The sequence below is a fragment of the Desulfolithobacter sp. genome (genome assembly GCF_054025815.1).
Map to the genome: position 1 here is coordinate 283,092 of NZ_JBPMMS010000034.1, position 25,390 is coordinate 308,481.

General features: G+C 56.8%; 24 protein-coding genes. 22 read left to right on the forward strand and 2 right to left on the reverse strand.

Going from position 1 to position 25,390, the window contains the following annotated elements; translation table 11 throughout:
- Window positions 1-3: 3 nt before the first annotated feature.
- Together ACXJJY_RS09410 and ACXJJY_RS09415 are read right to left on the reverse strand one after the other, a co-directional pair.
- Window positions 4-303 (reverse strand): ArsR/SmtB family transcription factor, encoded by a 300-nt coding sequence (locus tag ACXJJY_RS09410; RefSeq protein ID WP_456387257.1) that lies wholly within the window; start codon window positions 301-303, stop codon window positions 4-6.
- A gap of 139 nt (window positions 304-442) precedes the next feature.
- Window positions 443-946: a hypothetical protein gene (locus ACXJJY_RS09415; RefSeq protein ID WP_456387258.1), complete on the reverse strand. Its 504-nt coding sequence runs from the start codon at window positions 944-946 to the stop codon at window positions 443-445.
- Between the two features lie 244 nt (window positions 947-1,190).
- Here ACXJJY_RS09415 and acs point away from each other — a divergent pair, with 244 nt between their 5' ends.
- The 22 genes from acs (at window position 1,191) to atpH (ending at window position 25,389) form a co-directional block, all read left to right on the forward strand.
- Window positions 1,191-3,176, forward strand: coding sequence for an acetate--CoA ligase (gene acs / locus ACXJJY_RS09420; RefSeq protein WP_456387259.1), 1,986 nt, complete (start codon window positions 1,191-1,193; stop codon window positions 3,174-3,176).
- A 110-nt stretch (window positions 3,177-3,286) separates the two neighbouring features.
- Window positions 3,287-5,221: a DUF294 nucleotidyltransferase-like domain-containing protein gene (locus tag ACXJJY_RS09425; protein WP_456387260.1), complete on the forward strand. Its 1,935-nt coding sequence runs from the start codon at window positions 3,287-3,289 to the stop codon at window positions 5,219-5,221.
- A 78-nt stretch (window positions 5,222-5,299) separates the two neighbouring features.
- On the forward strand, window positions 5,300-6,010 hold the full coding sequence (locus tag ACXJJY_RS09430; RefSeq protein WP_456387261.1) for a 3'-5' exonuclease: 711 nt from the start codon (window positions 5,300-5,302) through the stop codon (window positions 6,008-6,010).
- A 328-nt stretch (window positions 6,011-6,338) separates the two neighbouring features.
- Entirely contained in the window at window positions 6,339-6,596 is a 258-nt protein-coding gene (locus tag ACXJJY_RS09435) for a DUF4212 domain-containing protein (protein WP_456387262.1), read from the forward strand.
- Window positions 6,597-6,611: 15 nt separating this feature from the next.
- Window positions 6,612-8,381 carry a sodium:solute symporter family protein gene (locus ACXJJY_RS09440; RefSeq protein WP_456387263.1) on the forward strand — a complete coding sequence of 590 codons (1,770 nt, stop codon included), beginning with the start codon at window positions 6,612-6,614 and terminating at the stop codon, window positions 8,379-8,381.
- 293 nt (window positions 8,382-8,674) lie between these two features.
- Window positions 8,675-9,232: an isochorismatase family protein gene (locus ACXJJY_RS09445; RefSeq protein ID WP_456387264.1), complete on the forward strand. Its 558-nt coding sequence runs from the start codon at window positions 8,675-8,677 to the stop codon at window positions 9,230-9,232.
- A 138-nt stretch (window positions 9,233-9,370) separates the two neighbouring features.
- The gene (gene alaS, locus ACXJJY_RS09450) at window positions 9,371-12,031 is read left to right on the forward strand and encodes an alanine--tRNA ligase (protein WP_456387265.1); all 2,661 of its coding nucleotides are present in this window, start codon (window positions 9,371-9,373) and stop codon (window positions 12,029-12,031) included.
- Window positions 12,028-13,278 carry a beta-ketoacyl-[acyl-carrier-protein] synthase family protein gene (locus ACXJJY_RS09455; RefSeq protein WP_456387266.1) on the forward strand — a complete coding sequence of 417 codons (1,251 nt, stop codon included), beginning with the start codon at window positions 12,028-12,030 and terminating at the stop codon, window positions 13,276-13,278. The genes alaS and ACXJJY_RS09455 overlap by 4 nt, the downstream gene beginning before the upstream one ends.
- A gap of 76 nt (window positions 13,279-13,354) precedes the next feature.
- Window positions 13,355-13,606: an acyl carrier protein gene (locus tag ACXJJY_RS09460; protein ID WP_456387267.1), complete on the forward strand. Its 252-nt coding sequence runs from the start codon at window positions 13,355-13,357 to the stop codon at window positions 13,604-13,606.
- A 47-nt stretch (window positions 13,607-13,653) separates the two neighbouring features.
- Window positions 13,654-15,066: a phytoene desaturase family protein gene (locus ACXJJY_RS09465; RefSeq protein ID WP_456387268.1), complete on the forward strand. Its 1,413-nt coding sequence runs from the start codon at window positions 13,654-13,656 to the stop codon at window positions 15,064-15,066.
- Between the two features lie 79 nt (window positions 15,067-15,145).
- Complete coding sequence (locus ACXJJY_RS09470) at window positions 15,146-16,552, forward strand: phytoene desaturase family protein (protein ID WP_456387269.1); 1,407 nt, start codon at window positions 15,146-15,148, stop codon at window positions 16,550-16,552.
- Window positions 16,553-16,573: 21 nt separating this feature from the next.
- On the forward strand, window positions 16,574-17,311 hold the full coding sequence (gene fabG / locus ACXJJY_RS09475; RefSeq protein ID WP_456387369.1) for a 3-oxoacyl-ACP reductase FabG: 738 nt from the start codon (window positions 16,574-16,576) through the stop codon (window positions 17,309-17,311).
- A 57-nt stretch (window positions 17,312-17,368) separates the two neighbouring features.
- On the forward strand, window positions 17,369-17,806 hold the full coding sequence (locus ACXJJY_RS09480) for a 3-hydroxyacyl-ACP dehydratase FabZ family protein (RefSeq protein ID WP_456387270.1): 438 nt from the start codon (window positions 17,369-17,371) through the stop codon (window positions 17,804-17,806).
- 5 nt (window positions 17,807-17,811) lie between these two features.
- Window positions 17,812-18,612, forward strand: a complete 801-nt coding sequence (locus ACXJJY_RS09485) for an enoyl-ACP reductase FabI (RefSeq protein ID WP_456387271.1) — start codon at window positions 17,812-17,814, stop codon at window positions 18,610-18,612.
- A gap of 9 nt (window positions 18,613-18,621) precedes the next feature.
- Complete coding sequence (locus ACXJJY_RS09490; RefSeq protein WP_456387272.1) at window positions 18,622-18,855, forward strand: YkvA family protein; 234 nt, start codon at window positions 18,622-18,624, stop codon at window positions 18,853-18,855.
- Between the two features lie 30 nt (window positions 18,856-18,885).
- The gene (locus ACXJJY_RS09495; RefSeq protein ID WP_456387273.1) at window positions 18,886-19,932 is read left to right on the forward strand and encodes a 3-oxoacyl-ACP synthase III; all 1,047 of its coding nucleotides are present in this window, start codon (window positions 18,886-18,888) and stop codon (window positions 19,930-19,932) included.
- Window positions 19,926-20,801 (forward strand): alpha/beta fold hydrolase, encoded by an 876-nt coding sequence (locus ACXJJY_RS09500; protein ID WP_456387274.1) that lies wholly within the window; start codon window positions 19,926-19,928, stop codon window positions 20,799-20,801. The genes ACXJJY_RS09495 and ACXJJY_RS09500 overlap by 7 nt, the downstream gene beginning before the upstream one ends.
- Window positions 20,794-22,449 carry a fatty acid CoA ligase family protein gene (locus ACXJJY_RS09505; RefSeq protein WP_456387275.1) on the forward strand — a complete coding sequence of 552 codons (1,656 nt, stop codon included), beginning with the start codon at window positions 20,794-20,796 and terminating at the stop codon, window positions 22,447-22,449. The genes ACXJJY_RS09500 and ACXJJY_RS09505 overlap by 8 nt, the downstream gene beginning before the upstream one ends.
- A gap of 23 nt (window positions 22,450-22,472) precedes the next feature.
- Complete coding sequence (locus ACXJJY_RS09510) at window positions 22,473-23,477, forward strand: NAD-dependent epimerase/dehydratase family protein (RefSeq protein WP_456387276.1); 1,005 nt, start codon at window positions 22,473-22,475, stop codon at window positions 23,475-23,477.
- A 201-nt stretch (window positions 23,478-23,678) separates the two neighbouring features.
- Complete coding sequence (locus tag ACXJJY_RS09515) at window positions 23,679-24,110, forward strand: F0F1 ATP synthase subunit B (protein WP_456387277.1); 432 nt, start codon at window positions 23,679-23,681, stop codon at window positions 24,108-24,110.
- A gap of 8 nt (window positions 24,111-24,118) precedes the next feature.
- Entirely contained in the window at window positions 24,119-24,847 is a 729-nt protein-coding gene (locus ACXJJY_RS09520; RefSeq protein ID WP_456387278.1) for a F0F1 ATP synthase subunit B, read from the forward strand.
- Window positions 24,844-25,389 (forward strand): ATP synthase F1 subunit delta, encoded by a 546-nt coding sequence (gene atpH, locus ACXJJY_RS09525; RefSeq protein ID WP_456387279.1) that lies wholly within the window; start codon window positions 24,844-24,846, stop codon window positions 25,387-25,389. The genes ACXJJY_RS09520 and atpH overlap by 4 nt, the downstream gene beginning before the upstream one ends.
- Window position 25,390: the final 1 nt, after the last annotated feature.

Sequence of the window (25,390 nt, forward strand, 5' to 3'; positions counted from 1 at the left end):
AGGTCAGGTATTTTCGTCCCGGCTGTTACAGAACAGTTTCTGGAGGGTCTTGATCAGTTCCGTGACGCGCTCGTCTGAAATCTTGTTGTATATAAAATTGGCGTCCTTGCGATAGGATATCACGCCCTGATTGCGCAATATGTTGAGGTGCTGGGTTATATTGGCCCCGGATGTTTCCACCGCCTCCCGGATTTCACTGACGGTCAGCTCGCTGTCCTGGAGCATGCAGAGGATTTTGAGCCGGATGGGGTGGGATATGGATTTGAGAAGACGGGAAAGATCTTCAACCTGATCATAGACCATGATGTCTCCTGAATCGTCCGTGGTTAAGCTTTAAAGAATTTAATTAAACTCTTAGCAACTCGCTGTCAAGTTTTTTGTTTTCCCGGGTGACCGGGAGAGGGAGATGGGGAAAGGGGGCGACTGGTTGAGGGACGGCAGGTTATTTGCTCTCGGATGGCCGGAGTTTGTCACTGGCTGGAAACATTTTCCAGAGGAGAAAGATCGACAGTGCGATTATGGCCAGGTAAAGATAGAGGTCCGGGAAAATGCGGTTTTCGCTTCGCAGCAGGGCCAGGACGCCAAGCACTGCCATGAACTGGTATCCCTGGCGGTGGAAGCGGAGCAGTTCGCGCATGACATAGAAATTGATTGCCGGAACGATGAGATCGAGTAGGAGCAAAGGCGAGAACTGGTTGAGTTTAGCCGCCGCCAGGAGCAGCACGGCGATAAGATAGAGCTTTTGTACGGTCACGGTCAGAACCAGGGCCACCAGCAGGAAGTTGAGCCATCGTCCCTGGAGCCGTCGGGATTCCTGGGGCAGGTTGTTGAGAATATAAATCAGGTTATCCCGGTTTTCCGGAGTGGCCAGCCGGGCGAGGACGGTTTGCTTCTTCAGTCCTTTTCCCAGTTCTTCTCGTACCTGCTCTTCCAGCAAACATGCCATAATTCGGTCCTTTCTACCTTCGATGGTCTCTGTTTTACGATTTTTTTCAAGGTCTGGGCCTTTTTCATACCCCATGGGGAACTGCTCTGCAATCATTTCGGACCTGTCGCATTTATGCGACTTTTGCCACTTAGTGCTTGACAAATTGGTAGGATAATATTACGGCCAGTGTTGTTGAACTCATCGTATTGGGGCAAAAGGTTATCTGTCCTGCAACGTGGAACAAGTATAGAAGGAGAGCGTTATGAGTGGTAGCGAAGATAAAATCACCAGCCTGCTCAGCGAAGGTCGGGTGTTTGAGCCTCCGGAAGAAGGTCGGGATCAGGCCTGGATCAAGTCCATGGATCAGTATCGGGAACTCTATCAGCGGTCCATGGATGATCCGGAAGGATTCTGGGCTGAGCGCGCTGAAGAGCTGGTAACCTGGGAAAAGAAGTGGGACAGGGTTTTGGAGTGGGATTTCACCAAGCCGGAAATCAAGTGGTTTGATGGTGGCAAGCTCAATGTCTCCTACAACTGTCTCGATCGGCATCTGACCGATGGACGCCGTAACAAGGCGGCTATTATCTGGCAGGGTGAGCCCGAGGAAGATGTCAAGGTCTATACCTATCAGATGTTGCATACTGAAGTCTGCCGCTTTGCCAATGTTCTCAAGAAAAAAGGGGTCAGGAAAGGGGATCGGGTCTCGATCTATCTGCCCATGATACCTGAGCTGGCCATTGCTCTTCTGGCCTGCGCCCGTATCGGGGCCATGCACTCGGTGGTTTTTGCCGGTTTTTCCGCCGTGGCGCTTCAGAGCCGTATCCAGGACTGTAAGGCCAAGGTTCTTATAACCGCTGATGCCGTACTCCGGGCCGGAAAGACCATTCCGTTGAAACCCAACGCCGACAAGGCCCTTGAGGACGCGCCGTCGGTGGAGAGCTGCATTGTGGTGCAGCGGGCAGGCAATGAAGTCTCCATGCAGGAGGGCAGAGACAGCTGGTGGCATGATGAAGTCACCGCCGACGATATCTCCTCTGAGTGCGAGCCCGAAATAATGGATGCCGAGGACACCCTGTTCATCCTCTACACCTCCGGTTCCACCGGGAAGCCAAAGGGTGTTGTCCATACCACCGGCGGTTATCTGACTTATGCCATGCACACCTGCCAGTGGGTCTTTGACCTCAAGGACGACGATGTCTACTGGTGTACGGCCGATATCGGCTGGATCACCGGGCACTCCTATATCCTCTATGGTCCGCTCGGTCTTGGCGCCACTTCTCTCATGTTCGAGGGTGTGCCCTCCTATCCCGGACCCGACCGGTTCTGGAAGATCGTCGAGAAATTCCGGGTCAACATTTTCTATACCGCACCCACGGTTATCAGGGCACTGATGCGGGAAGGAGAGGAGCCCATCAAGCGCTGGGATCTTTCCAGTCTGCGGATTCTCGGATCGGTCGGTGAACCCATCAATCCCGAGGCCTGGATGTGGTATCATGTCAATATCGGCAAATCGAAACTGCCCATTGTTGATACCTGGTGGCAGACCGAGACCGGTGGAATCCTCATCTCGCCTCTGCCGTATGCCACCCCTCTCAAGCCCGGTTCGGCCACCTTTCCGCTTCCTGGAGTGGATGCGGCCATTTATACTGAAGAAGGTAAAGAGGCCGCTCCCAATGAAGGCGGTCATCTGGTTATCCGCAAACCATGGCCCGGAATGCTGCGCGGCGTGTTCGGTGATCCCGAGCGGTTCAAGAAGACCTATTTCAGCCGTTTCGAGAATATTTACGATCCTGAAGACGGAGCCCGTAGAGACGAGGATGGCTATTTCTGGATCATGGGTCGACTCGATGACGTCATCAATGTTTCCGGGCACCGGCTGGGAACCGCGGAGATCGAGTCTGCCCTGGTCTCCCATCCGGCTGTGGCCGAGGCAGCCGTTGTCGGCATGCCCCACCCGATCAAGGGGCAGGCCATCTATGCCTATGTGACGCTGACCGCTGCGGCCAGTGAGAGCGATGAGCTGCTGGCAGAACTTCGGCAGCACGTGCGCAAGGAGATCGGTCCGATTGCGACTCCCGAGGTCATCCAGTGGGCGCCGGGCCTGCCCAAAACCAGGTCTGGCAAGATCATGCGCCGGATTCTGCGTAAGATCGCAGCCAATGATTTCAGTGACTTCGGTGATACCTCAACCCTGGCCGATCCTTCGGTTGTCGATCATCTGGTGGAAGGTAAGAAAAAACTTGGCTGAGCCGATGACGCGGCACCAGGGAATTTTTCCAGGGGGGTGTTCCCCCTGCTTATGATTTGACACACACAGGCAGGGCTGGTCCCTGCCTGTTCTGTTTCAAGGAGAGGACAATGGCCCCGGTCTCCAGCGATGTTCATGCGGTGGCACCAGATGTGGTGGTGGAATTTTTCAAGAAAATTATGCCGTTCAAGGAACTTGACGAGTCGACGCTCGGCGATGTCGCCCGTCATGTCCGGGTCGATTTCTATCCTAAGGGGACCCGGCTGCTCACGGCCGGGGAAACCGAAATCACCCATCTCCTGCTCATTCAGAAAGGTGGGGTGAAGGCTTTTATCACCGATGACGAGGGCGAGGTTACCCTCAAGGATTATCGGGGCGAGGGGGCGTACATCGGCGCCCTGGGCATCATTCGCGGTACCAGGGCAAACCTTCATATCGAAACCGTTGAAGACACCTTCTGCTTCCTTCTGCCCCGGGATGTGTTTCTCGAACTCATCCACAGCCAGCCCGGGTTTGCCCAGTATTATCTCAAGAGCTTTTCCGAGAAAGTCGTTCATACCGCCTATTCCGAGCTTCGGCGGCACAAGATGACCCGCCGGGGAGAGGAAGACCTTTATCTTTTTTCCATTCAGGTGGGAGATATCATCAAACAGGATCCCCGCAAGGTAGTTGTCGGTACCTCGGTGCAGGATGCGGCCCGGGCCATGGCCGACCACCATATCGGTTCGCTTCTGGTCCACGCCCGAGAGAATGAGGATGAGATACTGGGAATTGTCACTGACAGGGATCTGCGCAACAAGGTGATCGCCGCCGGGCTGGATTTGCGCAGGCCGGTGGAGGAGATCATGTCTTCTCCCGTGGTCACGGTACTGTCCCAGTCCATCTGTTTTGACGCCCTGATGAAAATGATGTCCACCGGAGTTCATCATCTGGCCGTGGAGCGTAAGGGGCGCATCATCGGGGTGGTGACCTCGCACGATATTCTGCTGCTCCAGGGTAATTCACCTTATGCCCTTTTCAAGGAGATCCGCAAGCAGCAGGAGATCCAGGGTCTCTATCCCCTGTCCCAGAAGATTCCCGATGTGATCCGCAATCTCATCAAGGAGGGAGCCAAGGCCGGCAATATCACCAGGATGATCTCCATCCTGAACGACCAGATTCTCGAGCGGCTCCTCACCCTGCTGGAAAACGAGTTAGGTCCGCCGCCGGTGGAGTACTGCTGGCTGCTCATGGGCAGTGAGGGACGCCGGGAGCAGACCTTCCGTACCGACCAGGATAACGCCATTGTCTATGCCGATCCGGCCAGCGAGAAACAGCGTCAGCAGGCGCAGGATTACTTTACCCGTTTTGCCGCAAAAGCCATCGATCATCTGGTCAACTGCGGTTATCCCCTTTGTCCCGGCGATATTATGGCCACCAATCCCAGGTGGTGTCAGCCCATGTCGGTCTGGAAGAAATATTTCAGCGACTGGGTGGCGGCACCAGAACCAGAGGAACTCCTCAATGTAACCATTTTTTTCGATTTCCGGCCTGGATACGGGGCTGCTACCCTGGCCGAGGATCTGCGTCGACATCTCGGTGATATCTCAAGCCGTCAGGAGATTTATCTGGTGCACCTGGCCAGGGAGTGTCTTGCCGCCCGGGCTCCGCTTTCTTTTTTCAAGAACTTCATTGTCGAGAAAAACGGCGAGCATAAGAACAAACTTGACATCAAGCGTAGCGGTCTGACCCCGTTTGTCAATTTCGCCCGGGTCATGGCTCTCAAGTATGGGGTGCGGGAAACCAATACCCTGGCCCGATTCCATGTCCTTGCCGACGAGGGCCATATCTCCCGGGACCTGTGGGCCGAGGCCAGCGAAGCCTACGAGATCCAGATGCATCTGCGCCTCATCCACCAGCTCCACCAGATAGAGGACGGGATCCTGCCGGACAACCATATTGATCCGGCCCAACTGTCTGACCTGGAGAAAAGGATGCTGAAAAACGCGTTTCAGGTTATCGACCATCTGCATATGGTCCTCAAAAATATTTTCCCGGTCAGTTGACGGTAATGCAGGGGCATACGTGCACCACACGGTCCGTCTGCCGGGGTCGGAGCCCGGCACGGATAGTTCTGTGACCAGATGAAATTTCTTGAAAAGATTCCATGGCTGCGCAGGCCCCATCCTGTAATTCAGCGCAACCGGGAGCTCTTTGCCGGCTTCAGCCAGGCCCGGCCGCTTGCAGAGTATACCTTTGTGGTCTGTGATACCGAGTTGACCGGCTTGAACCGGCGTCGCGACGAGATCATTTCCATTGGCGCGGTCCGGATCGTCAACCTGCAGATCGAGCTGAGCCATACCTTTCATGCATATATAAGGCCGGAAAACATCGATCCCAACGATGCCACCCTGGTGCACCGGATAACACCGGAGAAGCTTGTCGCGGCGCCACCCATGGAAGAAGTGCTGCCCAGGTTCGTGGAGTTCCTCGGTGATGCTCTCCTGGTGGGTCATTTTGTCGACATGGACATGCATTTTCTGGGCCGAGCCAGCCGTCGGGCCCTGGGTGGAACCCTGTCCAATCCCAGCGTAGATACAATGCGCCTTGCCCGGGGCTACAAGGAAGCCCGCTGCAGAGATTTTTATGGTCGGTGCGACATGTCCACTTCCTACAATCTGGATGACTTGAGCCGGGAGTTCAACCTGCCCCTTTTCAAACCCCATGATGCCCTGGAAGATGCCCTGCAGACGGCCTACCTCTTTCTTTTCCTTGTGAAAAAGCTTAAAGATGGAGGCATACGTACCCTGAAGGACCTCTATCGCTCCGGACGGACCCTGGGGCTGGTGTCGTAAAGCGGTCCGGCTGGTCGCCGGGACAGGAGCAAAAGATTTTTGTTTGATGAAGCCCGGCCAGCAGTAAGGGTTATGGCCGGATAACGGCCTATTTCCTTGACAGGCAAGAGGAAAAAAGGATACATTCCAGTTTCCCGGATTAACAGCCAGAAGATGTTGCCACTGAACAGACAGTGCGCAGACACTCTTCAGGTATCCTTGTTCGGGAGTCGTGCTGCGGTCGGGGAGTCCGCAGTCGATAGTCGGTCCACTGATCAGTGGCTCGTTTTCAAGACAGGGGAAATTCCATTACCCGTTTATTTCATGACAAAGAATAGGAGGAGAAAGTATGCGTACAGATGACTCTATCGCCTACTGGAAGGCGAATATCCGACTCGTCATCGGATGTCTCATCGTCTGGTTTATCGTGTCCTACGGGTTCGGTATCTTGCTGGCCGGGCCCCTCAATGCGATTCGGCTTGGCGGATATCAGCTCGGGTTCTGGTTTGCCCAGCAGGGCTCAATCTACACCTTTGTCGCTCTCATCTTTTTCTACGCCTGGCGTATGAATCAGCTTGACCGCAAATTTAACGTCCATGAAGAATAAGGAGGGGAGTGTATCATGAGCCTGCAATTAATGACCTATCTTGTTGTCGGGGCGACTTTCGCCCTTTACATCTTCATTGCGATCAAGGCCCGGGCCTCCACCACCGGTGAGTTTTACGTTGCCGGCAAAGGTGTCCACCCGGTACTCAACGGCATGGCCACCGGTGCCGACTGGATGTCCGCGGCCTCCTTTATTTCCATGGCCGGTCTCATCGCCTTTAAGGGATTTGACGCCTCTGTCTACCTCATGGGCTGGACCGGCGGCTACTGCCTGCTTGCCATGCTGCTGGCCCCCTATCTGCGCAAGTACGGAAAATTCACCGTGCCCGAGTTCATCGGCGACCGTTACTACTCCAATACGGCCCGAATCGTGGCGGTTATCTGTCTTATCACCGCTTCGCTGACCTATGTTATCGGCCAGATGAAAGGTATCGGCGTGGCCTTTTCCCGTTTTCTCGAGGTTCCGTTTGCCACCGGTCTGCTGGTGGGCATGGCGATTGTTTTTGTCTATGCGGTGCTTGGGGGCATGAAGGGCATTACCTACACTCAGATCGCCCAGTACTGCGTGCTCATCTTTGCCTATACCGTCCCGGCTGTCTTCATTTCTCTCCAGCTCACCGGTAACCCGCTCCCCCAGATTGGTCTTGGTTCCACCATGGCCGACGGTTCCGGAGTCTATCTGCTCGACAAGCTCGACCAGGTGCTTGTTGATCTCGGATTCAAGGCATATACGATCCAGAAAGGGACAACCATCAACATGTTTCTCCTGACGCTGTCCCTGATGATCGGTACCGCCGGTCTGCCCCATGTCATCACCCGGTTCTTCACCGTGCCCAAGGTTCGGGATGCCCGTTCCTCTGCCGGCTGGGCGCTGGTCTTTATCGCTATTCTCTACACCACCGCTCCAGCTGTCGGAGCAATGGCCCGGCTGAACCTGATGAATACGATCCAGATCGGTGAAGTCGGTTCCCCGGACGGTAATCTGAAGATTTCAGATGTCCCGGCCTGGTTTGTCAACTGGGAAAAGACCGGTCTGCTCAATCATGAGGACAAGAACAACGACGGGCGTATTCAGTACTACAATGACAAGAACAAGGAATTTGCTGCCAAGGCCGAGGCCTGGGGATGGAAAGGCAACGAAATGATCAAGGTTGACCGGGATATCATGGTTCTGGCCAACCCGGAAATCGCCAACCTTCCCAACTGGGTTATTGCTCTGGTTGCCGCCGGTGGTATCGCTGCAGCCCTGTCCACTGCTGCCGGTCTGTTGCTGGCGATCTCCTCGTCTATTTCCCATGACCTGCTCAAGGGGGTCTTTATTCCTGACATGACGGAGAAAAACGAGTTGCTGGCCTCCCGTATCTCCATGGCGGGTGCCATCCTGGTTGCCGGATACCTGGGACTCAATCCTCCCGGATTTGCGGCCCAGGTTGTGGCCCTGGCCTTTGGTCTGGCCGCCTCCTCGATTTTCCCGGCCATCATGATGGGAATCTTTTCCAAGCGGGTCAACAATACCGGTGCGGTTCTGGGCATGCTCTCCGGACTTGGTGTGACCCTGGTCTACATCTTCTGGTTCAAGGGCTGGTTCTTCATCAAGGGAACCGCCATGTTGCCCAACACCCCGGACAACTGGTTCCTGGGGATCTCTCCCGAGGCCTTTGGTGCAGTTGGTGCCCTGATCAACTTTGTTGTCGCCCTGGTAGTCTCCAACATGACCAAGGAGCCGCCTGAGCACATTCAGGCTCTGATCGAGGATATCCGCGTACCAGGTTCTTTTTCCAAGTAAAAATTGTTCTTTCAGGGAACCATAACCCTGATCGCAACCAGTGGGCCACAGCGCCCCGGCTCCTTGGAGTCGGGGCGTTTGTTGTTTGGGACTGTCTCCGGTCTCCGCTTGCCGTCCGGGACTGGGGTGCAGGGGGACAGCAAAGGAGAGCGACAGGAAAATCATCCTTTATCCGTATACTCTCCTGTTTTTCTGTTGCAAATTCCTGGCACTGCCACTAAAAAGCCGATATTCGCAACGATTCGTTGTTTATATAAGAAGTCCAGTATTCAGGTTACGTCCGTTGGTGTGCTATGAAACCGGTGTTTTTACGTCCAGAACAGTGCTGCCTGTACGTGGTTGATCCCCAGGAACGACTGATGGCCCATATCCATGGGGCCGACCGGGTGGTAAAAAATATTGGCCTCATGATCCACCTGGCCCGGGTGCTCAATATACCAATTGTCGCCAACACCCAGTACCGGAAGGGGATCGGTCCCATTGTTCCGGAACTTGCCGGGTTGTTGCAGGATGTGCCATGCCCGGATAAAGTGGAGTTCAATGGCCTGGCAAGTCCCGATGTCGGTCAGGTCCTGGCCGGTCTGGATCCTGGTGTGGATACCCTGCTGATCTGCGGGGTGGAAACCCATATCTGTATCTATCAGACCACCATCGGCGCTTTGCAGGCCGGGTATCAGGTCCGGATCGTGGCCGATGGCATTTCTTCACGGACCCCTGAAAACGATTATCTGGGACAGCAGCGGCTCCGTGAACTTGGAGCGGTCCTGGCGCCGGCGGAAATGATTATTTACGAGTTGCTGCGCAAGGCCGGGACCCCGGAGTTCAAGGCCATGCTGCCGCATCTGAAGTAAGGGGATGGCTTTGGTTGTCGGGCGGTTGTGAAGATGTGCCCTTTTCCCCTGTTTGTCATATGGTCCATGTGTTGGCAAGATGCAGGTGGTCTTCATGAATGGACTCAAAACTCTCTCCCAAGAACACGCAATTAAAATATGACAGGTAACGAAATACGTACACGGTTTCTCGAGTACTTTAAGCAAAAGGGCCATACCATAGTCGAAAGTTCCTCCCTGGTACCCCACGACGATCCGACCCTGCTGTTCACCAATGCCGGCATGGTGCAGTTCAAGCGGGTATTCATGGGCGAGGAGCAGCGCGACTATGTGCGGGCCACTACCTGCCAGCGGTGTGTCCGGGCCGGTGGTAAGCATAACGATCTGGAGAATGTCGGTCATACGGCCCGGCATCATACCTTTTTCGAGATGCTGGGTAATTTTTCCTTTGGGGATTATTTCAAGAAGGAAGCCATCGAATACGCATGGGAGTTCCTGACCCGGGAGCTGGGTCTGGATCCTGAGCAGCTCTGGGTGTCCGTGTTCCGGGATGACGACGAGGCCTATGAACTCTGGGAACAGATCGAGGATCTCCCTGCAGGGAGGATTGTTCGCCTCGGTGAGGAGGATAACTTCTGGGCCATGGGTGATACCGGTCCCTGCGGGCCCTGTTCCGAGATCCATATCGATCAGGGTGTGGAGGCGGGCTGTGGACGTCCGGAGTGCGCCGTGGGATGTGACTGCGATCGGTTTCTCGAGCTGTGGAACCTGGTTTTCATGCAGTTCTATCGGGATGAATCCGGCAAGATGACCCCACTGCCAAAACCGTCCATCGACACCGGTATGGGGCTTGAAAGGGTGGCGGCAGTCCTCCAGGGTAAACTGAACAATTTCGATTCCGACCTGTTCACGCCGCTTATCGGCCACATTGAAAAGATTTCCGGACGCAGATACAGGGAAGACACCAGTGACGACGTCTCCATGCGGGTCATTGCCGATCATGCCCGGGCTGCAACCTTCCTGATTTCCGACGGGGTGCTGCCCTCCAACGAGGGACGCGGCTATGTTCTGCGCCGGATCATGCGTCGGGCCATCCGCTTTGGCCGGGCCCTCGGGCTGACCAGGTCATTTTTTGCCGGGGTTTGTTCCCTGGTGGCAGACTCTATGGAAGAGGCCTATCCGCATCTTCGGGATGCACGCCAGTTGCTGGACAAGGTTGTCAACAACGAGGAAGACCGTTTCGGTGAGACCCTGGATAAGGGGTTGGCCATGCTGGCTTCGGAGATAGAGCGGCTGCGCAGGGAAGAAGGTGAAAGGGCCTGCATCGATGGGCAGTTCATCTTCAAACTCTATGACACGTACGGTTTTCCAGTGGACATTGTTCGGGACGTGGCACTGGAAAAGGGTATTGCCTTTGACGAGGCCGGATTCAACGCGGCCATGGAGCAGCAGCGGGAGCAGTCGCGTAAATCGTGGAAGGGCACTGATGTGGGCCACCTTGACCAGGGAGTGCTGGAGCTCCTGGAACAGGGGAGGCAGAGTCAGTTTGTCGGCTACTCCAACCGGGAGATTCACTGCACTGTCGAGGGAATTATCAATGAGCACGGTGAACTGGTGGAGAGTGCCGGAGAAGGAGAGCGGGTTCAGGTCTTCAGTCCCCGGACCCCCTTTTACGCCGAATCCGGTGGCCAGGCCGGTGACCGGGGAGCGATCATCTGGGACGGCGGCGAGATGGAAGTGGAGACTACCCGGTCGCCGGTGGAAGGAATAATCCTGCATGAAGGGGTCGTCACCAGGGGTGAGCTTCAGAGTGGCCAGGCCGTGACCCTGGCCGTTGCCGGGGACAGACGGGTGGCCACTGCCTGTAATCACAGTGCGACCCATCTCCTCCACGCAGCTATGAAACGGGTGCTGGGCGACCATGTTAAACAGGCCGGTTCCCTGGTTGAACACGATCGTCTCAGGTTCGATTTCACCCACTTTTCTCCGGTTACCCCTGAGGAGATCCAGGCCATCGAACAGCTGGTCAACAGTCAGATCCGGCAAAATATCCCGGTGCAGACGTCACTGCTCAAGCGCGATGAAGCCATAAAGGAAGGGGCCACGGCCCTGTTTGGCGAGAAGTATGGCGACGAGGTGCGGGTGGTTTCGATGGGCGATTTCAGTAAGGAGCTGTGCGGTGGAACCCATGTGCAGACCACCGGTGACATAGGATTTTTCAAGATCATCAGTGAAACCGGCATCGCGGCCGGTATTCGGCGTATCGAGGCCGTGACCGGTGACCGGGCCCTGGCCTGGGTTCAGGATCTGACCCGTCAGGCCGCAGCTGTCTCCGCGCTGCTTTCAGGTCCTCTGGATCAGGCGGCGGAAAAGATCGAATCCCTGCTCAAGCGCCAGAAGGAGCTGGAAAAGGAAGTGGCGCAGCTGACCGCAAGACTCGCCCTTTCCGATCTCGATTCTCTTCTGAACTCGGCCGTTGAGGTCGACGGTATCAGGGTGATCGGTGGTCAGGTCAAACTGGATTCGCCCAAAACCCTGCGCGAGATTGGCGACAAGCTGCGCGAAAAAATGGGGTCAGGTGTGGCTGTCCTCGGGGGGGAATTCGGCGGCAAGGCTGCGCTGCTGGCCCTGGTCAGCAAGGATCTTACCGGCCGGATCAGGGCCGGGGACCTGGTCCGTGAGGTTGCCGGTATTGTTGGAGGCAAGGGAGGTGGCCGGCCGGACATGGCCCAGGCCGGCGGACCCATGCCCGATAAGCTGCCCGAGGCAATGAAGGCGCTGCCGGATATTGTGGCCAGATTGCTGGGTGAGGAAAAATGACAGACCTTCAGGACGTGCAACGGGTTGTTATCACTGGTGTCGGCCTGACCGCGCCGGGCGGGGCCAATGATCTGTCGGAGTTTCGCCGCCGGCTGCTGGCCGGTGAGAGCGGGATCTCGACCATTGATCTGCGCTACATGGACCGGGCTCCGGCCGGTCTCTGTGCTTTCCCCGAGACCCGCTATCGCAAGAAAAAGGAGAACAAGCGCGGCACCCGTGCCGGCTGTATCGGGGTGTTCTGCGCCGGTGAGGCCCTTGCTGATGCAGGGATCGATTTCTCTGTGTACGACAAGGGCAGGACCGGCGTCTACATCGGGTTGACCGAGCATGGGACGGTGGAGACGGAAAACGAAGTCTATAACATTTCCCGTTTTGACTATAATGTGGATTACTGGACCCATCATCACAATCCGCGCACGGTCCTGAATAATCCAGCCGGTGAAATCACCATGAATCTTGGGATCACCGGGCCCCATTACTCCGTGGGTGCCGCCTGTGCCGCCGGTAACGCCGCCCTGATCCAGGGCACACAGATGCTGCGGCTGGGCGAGGTGGACATGGCGCTGTGTGGAGGTATTTCCGAGAGCACCGGTTCTTTTGGAATCTTTGCCAGCTTCCGGGCCCAGGGGGCGCTGGCGGAACACGAAAATCCACAAAAAGCCAGCCGGCCCTTTGACAGGGATCGTAACGGCATTGTCATTTCCGAGGGAGGGTGTATCTTTGTCCTGGAGCGGCTGGACCGGGCCCTGGCCCGGGGTGCAACGATTTACGGGGAAATTGCCGGCTATGCCATGAATTCAGATGCCCGTGATTTTGTGCTTCCCTATGGTGAGCGCCAGGCCCAGTGCATGGAGCTGGCCCTGCAGCGGGCAGGGCTTTTGCCAGAGGATATCACCATTATAAATACCCATGCCACCGGCACCAGACAGGGTGATATCGAGGAGTGCAGGGCGATCCGCACACTGTTTGGCGACCTCGAGACCACCTGGATCAACAACACGAAGTCGCTTATCGGGCACGCCATGGGGGCGGCCGGGGTGCTGGAGCTGGCCGGTAACCTGCCTGCTTTTTCCGATCACATGGTGCACCCTACCATCAACCTGGACCGGCTTGATCCGGAGTGCGACCTGTCCACCATTGTTGCCGGGAAGCCGAAACAGCTTGACAAGGTGGAGACAATTTTGAATAACTCCTTCGGCATGGTGGGGATCAACTCGGTGGTTATTGTCAGACGCTTTGATCTCTGATCCTGGATGCATACTCCGTGTCAGCCCCTAACCGGAGAAAATGGAATTTTTTGAGATATAACGTTAGAGGATTTGTATGACCCGTGATGAAATTAAGGATATGATCCTGGAGATCATTGAAGATATTGATGAAGATGCCGACTTCGATGGTCTTGATCCGGACAAGCCGCTCCGGGATCAGCTTGATCTGGACTCCATGGATTTTCTCGATATTGTGATGGAGCTCCGCAAACGGTACCAGTTGCAGATTCCAGAGGAAGAATATCCTGAACTCAATACCTTGAACAGCTGTGTCAACTATCTTGAACCGAAATTGAAACACGTCTGATCCTGGTGGCTGATCTTCAGACAGGCCACCGTGTCGATGATGCAGACATGGATCTGACGGCGTCGACCAGGAAAGGTGCCACCACATCGTATCAGCTTGTCATTATCGGCGGCGGCCTGTCCGGGCTCGCCGCCGGAATTCGTTTTGCCCGTTTTGGTGGCCGGGTTCTGATCGTCGAGCAGCACGCCATCCCCGGCGGGCTCAATTCCTATTATTTTCGCAACGGTATGCTCCTGGAGACAGGTCTGCACGCCATGACCAATTTCTCCAGGCCCGGGAACAAGCAGGCTCCCCTCAACCGCCTTTTTCGCCAGCTCAAACTCTCCCGAAAAAAATTTGTCACCAGGGAGCAGCTGGGTTCAGAGATCGTTTTTCCAGGGGTAAAACTGCGTTTTTCCAATGACCTTTCCCTGCTTGCCGGGGAAGTTGAGCGCGTTTTCCCCGAGGCAAGAGACAGGTTTTTCGACCTTGTCCGCTGGGTGGAAAACTTTGATCCCTTTGTGCCGGCACCCTGGCGCTCGGCCCGTTCCTTTCTCCGGGAGAAGCTGGGCCATCCCCTGCTCGAAGACATGCTTCTGTTGCCCCTCATGGTCTACGGCAATGCCGAGGAGAAGGACATGGACCTGGCCCAGTTCGCCATCATGTTCCGGGCCCTGTTTCTCGAGGGATTTTTCCGTCCCGAGCATACCATCCGGGAATTCCTCCACAGCCTGATGGCGCAGTATCGGCGGTTCGGTGGTGAAATCCGTTTCCGGACCAGGGTGGAGAAGCTGATCCGCAAGGGAGAATCCATATGTGCGGTGGTGCTGGAGGACGGGGAGGAGCTGGCCTGCGAGGCGGTCCTCTCTACGGCGGGTATTCCCGGGACGGCAAAGATATCCGGTTGGGATCTGGATCTGTCCAGGTACATCGGCCGGATGTCCTTTATGGAGACCATTTCCCTGCTGCCCGCGGCCGCACGCGGCTCCCTTAAAAGCGACCGGACAATTATTTTCTACAATATGGAGAACACCCTGAACTACTGCAGACCCGAGGCACCCCTGGATCCATCCTGGGGCGTGATCTGTTTTCCGGACAACTTTCACGGGTTGGAGATGAGCGAGCTGTTTCAGATCCGGGTGACCAATGCGGCCAATTACGATCTCTGGAAACAGGCGGATCGGGCAAGATACCTGCAGATGAAGAAAAAATGGGTCCGGGAATCGGCGGCGTCTGTCCGGAAAATCATTGGGAATTACACCCGGGACGTTGTATATCAGGATAGTTTCACGCCGGTGACCATCGAGCGGTTCACCGGAAAGGCCGCAGGTGCAGTCTATGGCAGCCCTGTCAAAATCAAGGACGGGCGGACGCCCTTTGCCAATCTGTTTCTGGCCGGCACCGACCAGGGCTATCTTGGTATTGTGGGCTCCATGCTTTCCGGCGTGAGTATCGTCAATCAGCACCTGTTGCGCCGATAGCCGTTACCTGGCAAGATGGTACAGAACATCGCCCCGGTCGGCCGGTACGTGCAGAATCCCTATTTACCGACAGAATTTCATGCAGTTTACTCCCCTTGACAAGATCAAAGACTCCTATGATGTTGTGGTGGTCGGTTCCGGTCTTGGCGGCCTGACCAGCGCCAACCGGCTGGCCAGAGCCGGTCACCGGGTGCTGCTCCTGGAGCATCACCATCAGCTCGGCGGGCTTGCAGCCTGGTTCAAGAGAGGCGGTCATATCTTTGATGTTTCTCTGCACGGATTTCCTTACGGCATGGTCAAGACCTGCCGCAAGTACTGGAACCGGGCAATCATGGACTCGATTGTCCAGTTGAAGAAAATCGTCTTTGACAATCCCCAGTTTTCCCTGACCACCACTTTTGACCGGCAGGACTTCACCCGTATCCTGGAGACGGAGTTCCGGGTCCCGCGGACGGTGATCGAGGATTTTTTCACCACCGTGGGCAAGATGAACTTCTACGATGACCGGTCCATGACCACAAGGGAGCTTTTTGAGCAGTTTTTCCCCGGCCGCAGCGACGTCCACCGGTTGCTCATGGAGCCGATCACCTATGCCAACGGTTCGACTCTGGATGAGCCGGCCATCACTTATGGTATCGTATTTTCCAATTTCATGAACAAAGGGGTCTTCACCTTTGAGGGCGGGACCGACCGGCTGATTGGGATGATGGCTGCGGAACTGGTGAAAAACGGGGTGACCATCTGCACCCGGGCCAGGGTGGAGAGGATCGTTTTCGATAAGGGACGGGTACGTGGAGTGGAGGTTGGTGGCCGGATGATCGGTGCCGGTTGCGTGGTCTCCAATGCCGGGATCACCAATACCATCGATGAACTGCTTGGTCCTGACCACCTGCCGGCCGACTTCCGGGACCGGTTCCGGCAGGTGCGGGTCAACAACTCCAGTTGCCAGGTTTATTTCGGGATCCGCAAGGGTGAATCGTTTTCCGATGTGGGAGACCTGCTCTTCACTTCCACCGCTCCGGAGTTTTCATCCGATGAGATGCGGCGCCCGGATACCAGGAGCCGGACCTTTTCGATCTACTATCCCAAGACCCGCCCCCAGCGACCCGACTACACGGTGGTTGCCTCTATGAACGCCAACTACGATGACTGGGCCGGTCTGGAAGGGGACAGGTATCGGAAGGCAAAGGAGGAGATGGTCCAGCGGTGTCTCGATGACCTGGAACGTTATATACCCGGGATTCGGGAAAAGATCGATACGGTGGAGACCGCCACCCCGAAGACCTTTTATCGCTACACCCTGCATACCCGGGGAACATCCTTCGGGACCAAGTTTGAGGGACTCGATATCTCCCGTTCCATCTTCAAGGTCGTGCCGGGGCTGTTCCATGTCGGTTCGGTGGGGATTATCATGTCCGGCTGGCTGGGGGCGATCAACTACGGGGTAATCGTGGCAAACGATGTGGATGCGTATCTGCGCAGTTAATACAGAAAAGGTGTGAGCAAGATGGATTTTGCCGGGCAGAAGGCCATTGTAACCGGGGCTACCCGTGGTATAGGTCGTGCTGTTGCCGAGTCCCTGCTGGCCAGGGGCGCTGTGGTTATCGGTGTGTACGGGGGTAACGATGAGGTTGCGGAGAGGTTTAGGCAGGAATGCGGCCCGGAAGCGGACCGGTTGTTCCTCCATAAGGTGGATGTCAGCGACTACCAGGCGGCACAGTCCTTTTACGCGGCCATGGAAGAACAGTTCGATACAATAGATATTCTGGTCAACAATGCCGGTATCCGCCGTGATGCGGTGGTGGCCATGATGAAGGAGGAGGACTGGCGCCGGGTCCTTGACATTAACCTGACCGGTGGTTTCAACATGTCCCGGTTCGTGATTCCTCTTATGATGAAGCAAAAATATGGCCGTATCCTGTTCATCACCTCACCCATGGCCCATCTGGGGTTTCCGGGTCAGGCAAATTATGCGGCTTCCAAGGCAGGCCAGATCGGCTTGATGAAGTCTCTTTCCAAAGAGGTGGCCAAGCGGGGAATCACTGTCAACTGCGTATCACCCGGCTTTATAGCTACGGATCTCATCGAGGATCTTACGACCGACCAGGTCAAGCAGTACAAAAGAATGGTACCGGTGCGTCGCTTCGGACAACCCGATGAAGTGGCAGAGGCGGTTCTGTTCCTGGCCGGCCGGAAGGCGTCCTATATCACCGGCTCGGTCCTCGACATCACCGGTGGGTTGTAAGGAGCGCAGACGGGCAGAGCCCGGGACAGTACCTTCGGGGTCAGGCAGGACGATACGATGAAACAGGACAGACAGTACATACTGGAACGCATTCCCCACCGGCCACCCTTTCTCTGGCTGGACCGGGTGATGGAGCTTGGTGAACAGGACATTGTGATGGAAAAGGATATCCCCGCCGATCTGGACCTGTTTCGCGGCCATTATCCGGATCATCCTCTCATGCCCGGGGTTCTCCTCTGCGAGGCCGTGTTTCAGGCCGGGGCCCTGCTTGTCGGGATCCTGCTGGAAAAGGAAGGAAAAAAGGTGGATGGTGTGCCGGTGCTGACCAGGATCCAGAGCGCCAGGTTTAAACGCGAGGTCCGGCCGGGAGAGACCATTTCAATACGTGCCTCCCTGGTGGAGCAGGTGGGCCGGGCCTGGTTTCTGAAAGGCCTGGTCAGGGTGGGCGGTAAAGTGGCGGTGCAGGTACGTTTTGCCTGCGCTCTCAAGGAATGACAGGCGTGGATTTTTTACAGCTTCAGAACAAGAACATTGTCCTCTTTGGCCTGGCCAACAGGAAATCCCTGGCATGCGCCATTGCCAGGGTGCTGGTTGAAAACGGTGCCAGAGTGATCCATGTGGTGCGCAGTGAAGAGCGCGCCCGGACCGCGCTCAGGCTCTTTCCCGATTCTCCGGTCTTCTGCTGTGACGTGGAGGAAGAGGCCAATATCATCCGGGTTCGCGACCAGATCGCGGCCATGGTAGACGAGCCGGTGGCCGGAATTGTGCATTCCATTGCCTTTGCCAATTACTCCGAGGGGCTCAAGCCCTTTCACGAGACCCTGAAGAGGGATTTTCTCCAGGCCATGGATATTTCCTGTTTTTCCCTGATCAGCATTGCGAACCATTTCAGGGAGCTGCTGGACAGGGACGGCTCGGTGGTCACCATTTCCATTTCGACCACGAGGATGGCGGCCGAGAACTATGGTTACATGGCTCCGGTCAAGGCTGCCCTGGAGTCGTCGCTCTGCTTCCTGGCCAAGTCTTTTTCCGCCTTCTCCCGGGTCCGGTTCAACGCTGTTTGCCCGAGCCTGCTCAAGACCTCTGCTTCGGCCGGTATTCCCGGCTATATCGACAGTTATCTCTTTGCCGAAAAGGTTATTCCCCGCAAGCAGGCGCTCAAGACATGCGAGGCCGCCAATGTGGCGGCGTTTCTTCTCTCGCCCCGTTCTTCAGGAATCAACGGCCAGTGCCTGGTGGTGGATGCCGGCATGGGGATGAACTATTTTGACCGGGAAATTGTCTCTAAAACAGTGAGCTGATCGCGCACCATGATGACCACACTGTCCAGGATCCTGCAGATGACCCGCCATGCGGTGGCAGTGTTCCGGGCTCCCGGGACGCCGCTGCCGGTCAAGCTGCTGCTGGCCAGCGGTCTTGTCTATGTTCTTTCACCCTGGGACCTCATACCGGAGTGGGTACCGGTGCTCGGCATGCTTGACGATCTCGCCCTGGTGGCCCTCTTGATCACCTGGGCTTCCAATTTTCGCATTGATTCAGAGTAATACCTGCCAGACAGGGGCTGACAACAGAAAGTGAACTGTACAATATCCTATACCAATGTCTGCCTCCACGATTTCGGCTACGTCCTGCCGCCAAACGTTGTGACCTCTGCCGCTCTGGAGAAGCGGCTTGAGGCGGTGTACCGGCGACTCAAGCTCCCTGAAGGGCGGCTTGAACTGATGAGCGGAATCCGCAGTCGCCGGTTCTGGAATCCTGGTACCCGTCCCAGCCAGGGCGCGGCTCTGGCCGGGAAAAAGGCCCTGTCCGTTGCCGCTGTGGACCGGAGGGAAATAGGCTGCCTTATCTTCACTTCGGTGAGCCGGGACATGATGGAGCCGGCCACCGCCTCTTTCGTCCACCGGAGTCTCGCGCTGCCCTCTTCCTGTCAGCTTTTCGATTTGAGCAACGCCTGTCTTGGCTTCCTCAATGGCATGGTCATGGTGGCCAACATGATAGAGCTGGGCCAGATCCGGGCCGGTCTGGTGGTGGCCAGCGAGACCGCCGAGGATCTGGTGGAGTCCACCATCAAGCAGCTGCTTGGCGATCAATCCCTGACCCGCCGTTCCATCAAACCGGCCTTTGCTTCCCTGACCATCGGCTCGGGTGCCGTGGCCATGGTCCTTGGAGACCGGCGTCTCTTCGATACAGGCCACTACCTCGTCGGCGGGGCGATCCGGGCCAACACCAAGCATAACGATCTTTGCCAGGGTGGCCAGAACAGCGAGCAGGGAGTGCTCATGTCCACGGACTCCGAACTGTTACTGGAAAAGGGTGTGGAAACCGCTGCCGGCTGCTGGAAGGATTTTCTCGCCCGGCTGGAGTGGAAACCGGACGGAATTGACCGGTTTTTCTGCCATCAGGTGGGCCGGGCCCATGCCCAGCTGCTGTTTTCCCGTTTGGGGCTGGATACGGCAAAAAACTTCGAGACCTTGCCGCTTCTTGGCAACGTGGGCTCGGTTTCGGCCCCGATCACCATGGCCATGGGGGTGGAAGAGGGTATTCTTTCGGCCGGTCAACGGGCCGCCCTCATGGGGATCGGTTCCGGGATCAACTCACTCATGCTGGGGGTTGAATGGTAGAAATGCTGGAACTGGCCGGGTATCCTTTTCGGCCGAAAAGATATCAGCTTGGGGATGGCGCTGTCATGTCCTATGTGGACGAGGGACTGGGAGATGTTGTGGTTATGGTCCATGGCAATCCTTCCTGGTCTTATCTCTACCGGGACCTTGTTTCCGCTTTGGCGCCCGGGTACCGCTGTATCGCTCCGGATCATATCGGTTGTGGTCTGTCTGACAAGCCCCAGGATTATCCCTACCGGCTCAGCCGGCACATCGAAAATCTGGAAGCCCTGCTCGATCACCTGGATGTCCGCCGCTGCGTGCTGGTTGTGCATGACTGGGGTGGTGCCATTGGCCTCGGTTGGGCCGGACGTCATGCGGATCGGGTGAGGGGAGTGGTGGTCCTCAATACGGCAGCCTTTCTCGCCAGGCGTATCCCTTTGCGGATCAGTCTCTGCCGCATGCCGCTTTTTGGAGCGTTCATTGTTCGCGGTTTGAACGGCTTTGCCTGGCCGGCCACCTCCATGGCGGTTTGCCGGAAGATGGAGCCGGATGTGAAAAAGGGGTTCCTGTATCCCTATGACAGCTGGCAGAGCCGGGTGGGAATACATCGTTTTGTCCAGGATATTCCCCTGCATCCCCGTCATCCGTCGTGGGAGACCTTGGTGGCGGTGGAGCAGGGACTGTTCAGGCTGGTCGACAAACCCATGCAGATATGCTGGGGTGGGCGGGATTTCTGTTTCAACCGCTTTTTTTACAGAGAGTGGCGCCGTCGTTTTCCCGCCGCCCGGGCCCGTTATTTTCCCGAGGCGGGGCATTATGTTCTTGAAGATGCCGGGGAAGAGATCATTCCTCTTGTCCAATACTTCCTGATGTCCTGTCATGACTGAGTACAACATAGCCGGTGCCCTGGTCCGGGTCGCGGCGGACCGTGGCGACAAGACCGGCCTGGTGGTCCCGCGGGGAAACGGCAGGTACCGGAGCTGGAGTTTTTGCGAGCTGGAGCAGACCGCTCGCAGGTATGCTGCCGGACTCAGCGGCATCGGGGTAGGCCGGGGTGACCGGGTCATGCTCATGGTGCGCCCGTCCCTGGAGTTTTATTGCCTCACCTTTGCCCTTTTTCGCCTGGGTGCGGTGGTGATTCTCATTGATCCGGGGATGGGATGGAAGAACCTGCTTGGCTGTATCGGTTCGGTGCGGCCGGCGGTTCTTGTCGGCATCCCCCCGGCTCAACTTCTGTCCCGGCTCTTTCCCGGTCCCTTTGCCACTGTGCGTTCACGCATCTGCGTCGGGCCGTCTCCCCTGCATCTGTTTGGCCACAGTCTGACGGCCATCACTTCTGGCGATCAGGGCGGAGATGTCTTTGTTTCCGCCGCCAGCGAGGATCCGGCGGCAATCATCTTCACCACCGGCTCCACCGGGCCTCCAAAAGGGGTTCGGTACAGCCACGGGGTTTTCCACGCCCAACTCCGTCTCATCCGTGACCACTACGGCATCCGGCCTGGCGATGTGGATCAGCCTGGATTTCCGCTTTTCGGACTGTTTTCCGTTGCCCTGGGTGCCAGGGCTGTGATTCCAGACATGGATCCTTCCCGGCCGGCCCGGGTGGATCCGGCCCGGTTTGTCCGCTCAATCCTTGACCAGGGAGTCACCTATTCTTTCGGTTCCCCCGCTATCTGGAACGTGGTCAGCCGCTATTGCCTGGACCGGGGAATCCGGCTGCCGGTGCAGAAGATACTCATGGCCGGTGCCCCGGTTCCAGGGGAGCTCATTACCAGGGTGGCGAGGATCATGGCCCCGGACGGGGAGATCCATACGCCCTATGGGGCCACCGAGAGTCTGCCTGTGGCCTCGATCACCGGTCGGGAGATACTTGCCCAGACCTGGCCGCAGACACGAAAGGGCAGAGGTACCTGTGTGGGACGGCCCTTGCCCGGTATCGATATCCGGATTATGGAACCCGTGGAGGGGCCGGTCGGTGATGTGAGCGCTGCACGGTGGGTGGCGACCGGGGAGGTTGGTGAGATACTGGTCCGCGGGCCGGTGGTCACCCGGGCCTATGACGGTAATGAAGAGGAAAACCGGCAGGCCAAGATTGCGGATGGGGACGGTTTCTGGCACCGGATGGGGGATATGGGCTACCTGGACGACCAGGGGCGACTTTGGTTTTGCGGCCGCAGGGCCCATCGGGTCCTGACGGAAAAGGGGGTGCTCTACTCGGTCTGTTGCGAGGCTGTTTTCAATGAGCATCCTTTGGTGTTTCGTTCAGCACTGGTGGGGGTGGGTGAACCAGGAAAGCAGCTGCCCGTGCTTGTGGTTGAGCTCAAGGATGGAAAGGTCGACAGGAAGGATCTTGTGGGCGAGCTCCGGGCCCTGGCCCTGGCCAATGACCTGACCCGGGATATAAAAACCTTTCTTGTCCATCCGGATTTTCCGGTGGATATACGTCACAATGCCAAGATATTCAGGGAACAGCTGGCAAGGTGGGCCGCGAGAAAGCTCCGGTCTGCTCCGTGCACGCGGCTGGACGGACTCTGATAGGGTGGAGGCTCATGGGGACCATGAACATGAAAAGAGCCCTGGTCACCGGTGGGGGAGGGTTTGTCGGTTTGGCCCTGACCAGAGCCCTGCGTCAGGCCGGGGTCAGGGTCACGGTATTGGGAAGGCACGTCTATCCGGAAGTCCAGACCCTGGGAGCGCGGTCGCTGGTCGGTGATATTCGTGATCTCGACTTTGTGAGCCGGGCCATGTCCGGCCAGGAGGTGGTCTTCCATGTCGCGGCCCTGGCCGGGGTCTGGGGCCCTTTCCACGAGTACTATTCTATTAACGTCACCGGGACCCTCAACGTACTGGCGGCCTGTCTCAGAAACCGGGTTCGCCAACTGGTCTACACTTCCACGCCGTCGGTGGTGTTTGACGGCCATGATCTGCAGGGCGCCGACGAATCGCTGCCCTATGCCTCCAGGCCCCTGTGTGCCTACGCGGCCACCAAGATCATTGCCGAACGGGAAGTGCTGGCCGTGAATAACAGGGGACTGCGAACAATTGCCATCCGGCCGCACCTTGTCTACGGTCCTGGCGATACCAACCTGATTCCGAGACTGCTGGCCCGGGGCAGAGAAGGAAGCCTGAAGATCGTCGGTTCAGGAGAAAACCGGGTGGACCTGACCTATATTGACAATGTGGTACAGGCTCATCTGGTGGCGGCCAGGGATCTCATGGGGCCAGGCCGGGGAGCGGGCCGACCTTTTTTTGTCTCGGACGGCACTCCGATCAGGCTCTGGTCATGGATAAACGACCTTTTTGCAGCCTGTGGAATCAGACCGGTGACGGCCAGGGTCCCTTTCAGGCTGGCAAGAAGTGCTGGCTGGCTGTTGGAAACAATCCATGTGCTCACCGGTTGTGAGCAGGAGCCGAAAATGACCAGGTTTGTGGCTGAGCAGATGGCCAGGGACCACTGGTTCAGTATTGAGTCGGCGAAAGAGCTGCTGGGTTATGTTCCGGAAACTACCACCAGCGGTGGCACTGCAAAACTGTTGAACTGGCTTGGGAGAAAAGATGAGTAAAACAGATCCTGACACCGGGAGCAGATTCGCGCCGTAGTGGTTCGCCGAAGCCGGCCTTAAAGGGTAATGTGTAAAAAGTGCAATAAAAAAAGATTTGACAGCTAAAGGTTTTTTCAGTACTTATCTCCTCAGTGGGCTGAACCACCATTCACTTCGCAGGGGTCAAAACATTATTTTTTTGAACAATCAGGAGCGGTTGGAATGATCACAATTGACATTACCCTGGTAATTCACATCATCAACATGATCGTGTTGATGATTGTCCTCAACACCATTCTCTACAAGCCTGTCCTGGGTATCCTGGCCAGGCGTGAAGAGACCATGGAGTCTCTTGGTAAGGATGTCGAGCAGTTCGAGCAGAACGCCCGGCGTCGACAGGCCGAGGTGGACAGGAAGATGCGGGAGGCCAGCAACCGGGCCAAGAAGGCACTTGACAGTGCCAGGTCAGAGGCTCAGGCCGCCGGGGCTGAAAAGCTTGCCGCGATTCGGCAGGAAGCCGAGACTGCGAAGGAAAAACAGCTCGCCGAGATCCGCGCTCAGATAGAGTCGGCCCGGAAGACGCTGCAGGAAAAGACGTCGGAGTTTGCCGCTGATATGGCTGGGAAGATACTTGGAAGGAGTCTGGAAGCATGAGATCGCGAATGACAAAATGTGTACTTCCGGTGCTTTTTGCGCTCTGCTTGAGCCTGGCATCGGTGGCGCTGGCATCGTCAGCGCATGAGGCGGAACCTGCTGCGGCCGGGATCCACGGGGCAACAATGGACCATGCGGCATCCGAGGCCGCCGGGGGCACCCATGCTCCAGCCGACGGACATGGGGCGGCCACAGGTCATGAAGCCGTGGGCGGACATGAGGGCGATGGAGGTCATGCGGCCCCCATGTTTACCCCCGAGAAGCTCAAGGATCTCTTCTGGCGGACGGTGAATTTTATCGCCCTGGTTATCATTCTGGTCAAGTTTCTCGCCAAGCCCATCGGTTCCGGGCTTGCCGGGCGCCGTCAGCAAATCAAGGAAGAGCTTGAAGAGTTGCAGGCCCGGCGTGACGAGGCCGAGCGCTCCTATAAGGAGTTCGAGGCCCGGCTGGCCGGCATGGAAAAAGAAATGGAGGTCGTTGTCGAACGGGCCGTGAAGCAGGCCGAGGCGGAGAAAGAGAAGATTCTTGCCGATGCCGAACGGCAGGCTGAAGATATCAAGCGTCAGGCCGAGGCTGCCATCCAGGCGGAGATCGTCAAGGCCCGGCGCGAGTTGCAGGACGAAGTGGCGGAGAAAGCCACGGCCATGGCAGAGGAATTGATCGTGAAGAACCTGACCCCCGAGGATCAGGTCCGGATTACCGAGCAGTATCTTGACAGGGTAGGTGCGGTACAGTGAAACAGACAATCTTAGCACGACGGTATACCAAGGCGCTCTTTTCCTTAGGGAAAGAGCAGGGTAAGGCTGAGGAGTACGCGGAAAAGCTCGGCGAAATAGCCGCGCTGTTCGAAGAGGCGGAAGGGGTTGCCGATGCTTTGACCAACCCTCTCTATCCCCTTGAGGCACGGCAGAAGGTCATGGCCAGGATAGCGGAGAGTGCTGGCGCTGATGCTGTTTTGACCCGGTTTCTCGATCTTCTGGTTGAGAAGAAGAGAGCTGGCATTCTTCCTGACATCGCGCTCGAGATGAAGGCAATGGTCGACCGGGAGCAGGGTATCAGCCACGGTTCACTGGTCTCGGCCATAGAACTGGATGCGTCACTCCTGGAGAAGATTCAGGCCACGCTTGAGAAAATAACAGGAACCAAGGTGATTCTCGAAACCCAGGTTGATCCATCGATAATCGGCGGAATCATTGCCAAGGTTGGCGATCTGGTGTTGGACGGAAGTATAAAGACGCAACTTAATGGATTAAAAGAATCTATCAAGGGGAGAGAATAGT

Coding starts and splice junctions, on each gene's coding strand:
- ACXJJY_RS09480 (WP_456387270.1), top strand. CDS start 17,369: ATGAAACAGGACAGACAGTACATACTGGAACGCATTCCCCACCGGCCA.
- ACXJJY_RS09460 (WP_456387267.1), top strand. CDS start 13,355: ATGACCCGTGATGAAATTAAGGATATGATCCTGGAGATCATTGAAGAT.
- ACXJJY_RS09445 (WP_456387264.1), top strand. CDS start 8,675: ATGAAACCGGTGTTTTTACGTCCAGAACAGTGCTGCCTGTACGTGGTT.
- fabG (WP_456387369.1), top strand. CDS start 16,574: ATGGATTTTGCCGGGCAGAAGGCCATTGTAACCGGGGCTACCCGTGGT.
- ACXJJY_RS09490 (WP_456387272.1), top strand. CDS start 18,622: ATGATGACCACACTGTCCAGGATCCTGCAGATGACCCGCCATGCGGTG.
- ACXJJY_RS09505 (WP_456387275.1), top strand. CDS start 20,794: ATGACTGAGTACAACATAGCCGGTGCCCTGGTCCGGGTCGCGGCGGAC.
- ACXJJY_RS09510 (WP_456387276.1), top strand. CDS start 22,473: ATGAACATGAAAAGAGCCCTGGTCACCGGTGGGGGAGGGTTTGTCGGT.
- ACXJJY_RS09430 (WP_456387261.1), top strand. CDS start 5,300: ATGAAATTTCTTGAAAAGATTCCATGGCTGCGCAGGCCCCATCCTGTA.
- ACXJJY_RS09440 (WP_456387263.1), top strand. CDS start 6,612: ATGAGCCTGCAATTAATGACCTATCTTGTTGTCGGGGCGACTTTCGCC.
- ACXJJY_RS09410 (WP_456387257.1), bottom strand. CDS start 303: ATGGTCTATGATCAGGTTGAAGATCTTTCCCGTCTTCTCAAATCCATA.
- ACXJJY_RS09415 (WP_456387258.1), bottom strand. CDS start 946: ATGGCATGTTTGCTGGAAGAGCAGGTACGAGAAGAACTGGGAAAAGGA.
- ACXJJY_RS09455 (WP_456387266.1), top strand. CDS start 12,028: ATGACAGACCTTCAGGACGTGCAACGGGTTGTTATCACTGGTGTCGGC.
- ACXJJY_RS09470 (WP_456387269.1), top strand. CDS start 15,146: ATGCAGTTTACTCCCCTTGACAAGATCAAAGACTCCTATGATGTTGTG.
- ACXJJY_RS09435 (WP_456387262.1), top strand. CDS start 6,339: ATGCGTACAGATGACTCTATCGCCTACTGGAAGGCGAATATCCGACTC.
- ACXJJY_RS09515 (WP_456387277.1), top strand. CDS start 23,679: ATGATCACAATTGACATTACCCTGGTAATTCACATCATCAACATGATC.
- ACXJJY_RS09500 (WP_456387274.1), top strand. CDS start 19,926: ATGGTAGAAATGCTGGAACTGGCCGGGTATCCTTTTCGGCCGAAAAGA.
- ACXJJY_RS09520 (WP_456387278.1), top strand. CDS start 24,119: ATGACAAAATGTGTACTTCCGGTGCTTTTTGCGCTCTGCTTGAGCCTG.
- acs (WP_456387259.1), top strand. CDS start 1,191: ATGAGTGGTAGCGAAGATAAAATCACCAGCCTGCTCAGCGAAGGTCGG.
- ACXJJY_RS09425 (WP_456387260.1), top strand. CDS start 3,287: ATGGCCCCGGTCTCCAGCGATGTTCATGCGGTGGCACCAGATGTGGTG.
- ACXJJY_RS09465 (WP_456387268.1), top strand. CDS start 13,654: ATGGATCTGACGGCGTCGACCAGGAAAGGTGCCACCACATCGTATCAG.
- alaS (WP_456387265.1), top strand. CDS start 9,371: ATGACAGGTAACGAAATACGTACACGGTTTCTCGAGTACTTTAAGCAA.